Raw genomic sequence first — 4711 nt, forward strand, 5'->3', positions numbered from 1 at the left:
TCGATGCGAAAAGAGATGCGGCTATTTTCAAGTCCCAACCGATGTAAAATATCTTCCGTCTTTTCTTTAAACAAGTCTGCCGCTTCCAAGCGTGCCTGAAATAAATCATCGCCTTCTTGCCGTAATTGCTTTTCACAGCTGGAAATTTGTTTATTCAAGTCGGCCAGAGCGTTTTCCGAATCGCTCAGTTTCTCCCGATCCGCCTTGGCTTTTTCAGCAAAGGCCAATATATCTTCTACGGAAAATCCGTATTTACGTTTTAACTTTTCAATCGTCGCCAAGCGAGACTGCATTCGGTCTAATGCCGGGCCGTCAAAACTCATGCCGTCTGCATAAGAAGATATTTCGTCTCGCAACTCTTCCAACTCGTAAGAAAGCGCCTCCGCCTTAGCTGCCATGGCCTCAAAACGCGGGTCATACGTTGCGTTTTTCAGCAAACTGCGGCGAATTTCCGCAATACCGTCCGTCATTCCCTGACAACGTTCACTCCCGTCCATAGCGGCCATGGCGGTTTGTAGTCCTTCCGTAATGTGTTCTGCATGAGAAGCCGTACGAATATCGGCTTCCAGCTTTTCGTCCTCTCCTTTTGTTAACTTGGCTTCTTCAATTTCCTGTATTTGAAAATCTAAAATACCGAGAAGACGCATCTTTTCACTCTCGTCATGTTCCAAATCATCTCTCTCGCAACACAGGTTTTTCCACGTTTTATACGTCTTGTCATAGGCAGTCCGACAACGGCGCGTACCTTCCGTAAAGCTGTCGAGAAGGCGCACATGATAAGCCGTGTCGAAAATAAGGCGGCTGTCATATTGACCGTGAATATCGACAAGGTATAGGCCCAATTTGCGAACTGTAGCCAGAGGAACCAGAGTTCCGTTAACCAGCACGGAACCGCGCCCGTTCCGATAAAAACGACGGGATATGATGATTTCCCCGTCTGAACTATCAATATGTTGCTCTTCTAAAAAGTTTGCCAATCCTTCGTTTTCCGAGGGCAAAAAAAACGCGCCTTCAACGAGGAACGCTTCCGCCCCTGACCGGACGAAAGACGCTGATGCGCGTTTTCCTGCGAGCATACCGATGGCATCGAGAAGGATGGATTTGCCCGCACCGGTTTCACCGGTAAAAACAGTGACTCCATCGGTAAAGCTCAAGTATATATCTTCAATTAGTGCAAAATTCTCAATGTGCAATGATTGCAACATGTGTATTATTCCTTCATTAATGAAATGATCAGTTTGACAAGTTTCGGAACGCTGTCGGGGTTATTCGTAATAATTAAAACCGTGTCGTCACCGGCTACAGTGCCGATAACACGCTCCCATTTTGCATGGTCTACTGCCGAAGCAACCATGCTGGCCGAACCGGGAACGGTGTGAATGACGATTTGATTCAAACACGAGTCGACGCGCACGATAGAATCCTGAAATAACCGGGCCATACGACTCTTGGACATGAGCATGTTTTGTTCGGGTGACAAAGCATATCGATAATGTCCGTCACTGGTAGGAACCTTAATCAGCATCAACTCTTTAATGTCCCTGGAAACCGTGGCCTGAGTGACTTCAATCCCCTCTTCCTGCAAAGCCTTGGCCAATTCTTCCTGCGTCTCAATCGGCCGGGATTGAACAATTTCTTTAATCTTAGTGTAACGGAATCTTTTCATGGCTATCCTCTCTTTTGAATAACAAACAGTACCGGCGGCTCATGCACTTGATTTGCAGGCTGCCAGTACGACACGTCGAACCGTTTCTGAGACACATGACTCAAAAACGAAGCGAGCTCATCCTTCTCTTTTTTCCCGTCCGGGGTTCCCGGATATGCTACTATCATAATTATCCCATTGACAGAAATTTTATGCAAGCCTAAATCCACGGCTTTTAATGTAATTGCAGTATCCGTATGTATAGCGCGGTTTCCTCCGGGCAGATAGCCTAAATTGAATACTATAAAATCAGGTATTTTATCAATTTTACTTAATAAATTTTCATGAGACCCTAATTTCAATTGTATACGTTCGTGAAACAATCCGTTTGTTTCCAAGCGAGACTGTGTGGATGCCAAGGCTGACGCTTGAATATCAAATCCGTAGAGAAAGGCTTGTTCATCCATGTTTTCAGCTAAAAATAAAGTATCATATCCGTTGCCGCAAGTCATATCAACGAGAACTCGAGCCCGTTTTACAAAAGGAAGTGCTAAGGTATGGCACAAGGCAACGGCATTATGAAACGGATATTCTTCCAATTATTCGGCACCTCTCATCTTTTTGAACAAGTTGGCATAAAAATATCCGCCGTCAAAGCGAATAAAATCCAAATGAGCCGTCGATTTGCGAATATGTAGAATCATATTGCAGGCAAACTCATAATCCGTCATGCCGTCGACGGAAATGCGGACAACATTGCGACTGTCCCTTACGGAAAAATCGAGTCTGTCCTCGTCACTGAGAACAAGGGGTATTTTCAATAATAAGTGCGGGCAAATAGGCGTTACCATCATACCTTTTACATGTGGCGGCACAATGGGCCCCCCTGCGGAAAAGGTATACCCCGTACTGCCTGTAGGCGTAGAAACGACAATACCGTCACCGGGATATTGTTGAACGAAGTAACCGTTAATACTCATATCCACGCGTACCAGCTTGCCTACATTTCCGTGCCCGATAACGATATCGTTCAACGCGTCGGGCAGCCGCTGAATCATGCCGTCTGCATATTCCAATTCACCGGCCAGCATAATTCGTTCTTCTTTAAAGTACCGCCCTGCCAGAATATCTGTGAAGCGAGCGGGCAAGTCGGCAGCTTCCACTTCATATAAAAAGCCGAGAGACCCCAGGTTAATCCCGCACACGGGAATTCCCCGCGAAGCGAAATGACGAGCCGATTTTAAAATAGTACCGTCACCGCCGAGAACAAAGGCCAACTCGATACGATCATATATCTTTTCGCCGGAAAGTAAATGTTCTTTCTCTATACCGGTATATACTGCATGATCCGACTCTTCCTCATCATAAAGAACATAGTACTCACAACCGTTTTCTTTGCACAATGACACAATATTTTGCACCAGAGAAATACTGCTTTCTTTCATTAAATTCGGAAAAATACCGATTCTCATTGTTTCACCTACATTTCATGAGAACGAGCCACAACAATACCGATTTCTTCATCCGTCACGTCATTGTGTACCGGTTCATCCTTGCGACTGTATAACAAATATTCTACGTTGCCGTCCGCTCCCTTTATAGGCGAATAGGTCAGTTCAAGAGGTGAAAGACCGGCTTGAGCTATGCCGGCAACGACGCGACTTACCGTTTCGCGATGTACATTCATATCTCTTACAATACCGCCCTTACCGACAGCTTCACGACCGGCTTCAAATTGCGGCTTTATGAGAGTGACAATCTGCCCGCCCGGTTTCAATAGAGGTACGACGGCGTCCATTATTTTTAAGAGGGAAATAAAGGATACGTCAACGGAAATAAAATCGACAGGTCCGCCTATATCTTCAGGCGTAACGCCTCTAATATTGGTTCTTTCCATATTGACGACTCGCTCATCGGTCCTCAATTTCCAAGCCAGTTGTCCGTAGCCTACATCTATGGCAACTACCTTAACGGCACCGTTTTGCAAGGCACAGTCTGTAAATCCGCCCGTAGAGGCGCCGATGTCTATCATAGACTTTCCCTTCAAATCGAGGGGGAACGTCTGCAATGCCTTTTCCAGCTTCAGTCCGCCGCGACCCACATACGGTAAAGGATTTCCCTTTACCGTAATTTCTTCATGAATTTCAATTTTCGTTCCCGCTTTATCTACTCGCCGGTCCTTGACGAAAACAAGTCCCGCCATGACTGCAGCCTTGGCTTTTTCCCGGCTTTCGAAAAAACCTCGTTCCGTCAATAATACGTCAAGCCGTTCCTTTTCCTTCATACCTTCCCCTTATTGAACTCGTTGCTCTAAATAGATAACGAGTTGTCTTAAAAACTCCGCATTTTCATCGAATTCCTGCAAAGCCGCTAACGCCCGAGCCGTCGTTTGCTTCGCTTCTTCCCTTGCCCCCTCTACACCGAGAAGGGATACATACGTAGTCTTATGATTTTTTTCATCGCTGCCTACAGGCTTTCCCATTTCCTTTTCACTGCCTACGACATCAAGAATATCGTCCGTAATCTGAAAAGCCAACCCGAGCTGATCTCCATATGTCGTAAGAGCCTTCATCGTTGCATCACTCACCCCGGCCAATAAAGCCGCCATTTGTACAATAGCCGTAAAAATAACGCCCGTCTTACTGCGATGCATAAGTTCCATAGCCGCTCTTGTCGGCACGCCGCCTTCAGACTTAAGATCAAAGTATTGGCCGCCCACCATACCGGCCGGGCCTGCCGCATGTGCAAAAATTCGAATGGCCTGTAAGATTTTATGGGCAGGTGCAGCCGACTGTGCCGCCATGAGTTCAAAGGCATAGGTCAATAACCCGTCTCCGGCCAAAACGGCCGTACCGTCTCCGTACACCTTATGATTCGTCAGCTTGCCGCGACGAAAATCATCGTTATCCATAGCCGGCAGGTCATCGTGAATAAGAGAATAGGAGTGAACACATTCCAAGGCACAAGCCAAGTCTAAAAAAGCATCCGGATCCGTCCCCGCCGCTTCCAAAACAGCCAGAAACAAAACGGGCCGTATTCTCTTACCGCCTGCATTAAGGCTGTAAT

Annotated in this window: 6 protein-coding genes; all 6 read right to left on the bottom strand. The window is 46.5% G+C overall.

From position 1 onward, the window contains the following. A partial coding sequence (locus tag PGX78_RS06240) for an AAA family ATPase (RefSeq protein WP_270445918.1) occupies window positions 1-1154 on the bottom strand: 1154 nt, incomplete at its 3' end. A 56-nt stretch (window positions 1155-1210) separates the two neighbouring features. Then, on the bottom strand, window positions 1211-1666 hold the full coding sequence (argR, locus tag PGX78_RS06245; protein WP_006943210.1) for an arginine repressor: 456 nt from the start codon (window positions 1664-1666) through the stop codon (window positions 1211-1213). A 2-nt stretch (window positions 1667-1668) separates the two neighbouring features. Beyond that, the gene (locus PGX78_RS06250; protein WP_270445919.1) at window positions 1669-2244 is read right to left on the bottom strand and encodes a tRNA (mnm(5)s(2)U34)-methyltransferase; all 576 of its coding nucleotides are present in this window, start codon (window positions 2242-2244) and stop codon (window positions 1669-1671) included. Further along, entirely contained in the window at window positions 2245-3117 is an 873-nt protein-coding gene (locus PGX78_RS06255; protein WP_270445920.1) for an NAD(+)/NADH kinase, read from the bottom strand. 8 nt (window positions 3118-3125) lie between these two features. Beyond that, window positions 3126-3929 (bottom strand): TlyA family RNA methyltransferase, encoded by an 804-nt coding sequence (locus PGX78_RS06260; protein WP_270445921.1) that lies wholly within the window; start codon window positions 3927-3929, stop codon window positions 3126-3128. Window positions 3930-3938: 9 nt separating this feature from the next. After that, the coding region (locus tag PGX78_RS06265; protein WP_270445922.1) for a polyprenyl synthetase family protein at window positions 3939-4711 on the bottom strand (773 nt) is incomplete at its 5' end.

The organism is Megasphaera sp. AF13-6AC (assembly GCF_027685385.1).
Classification (GTDB): Bacteria; Bacillota; Negativicutes; order Veillonellales; family Megasphaeraceae; genus Megasphaera; species Megasphaera micronuciformis.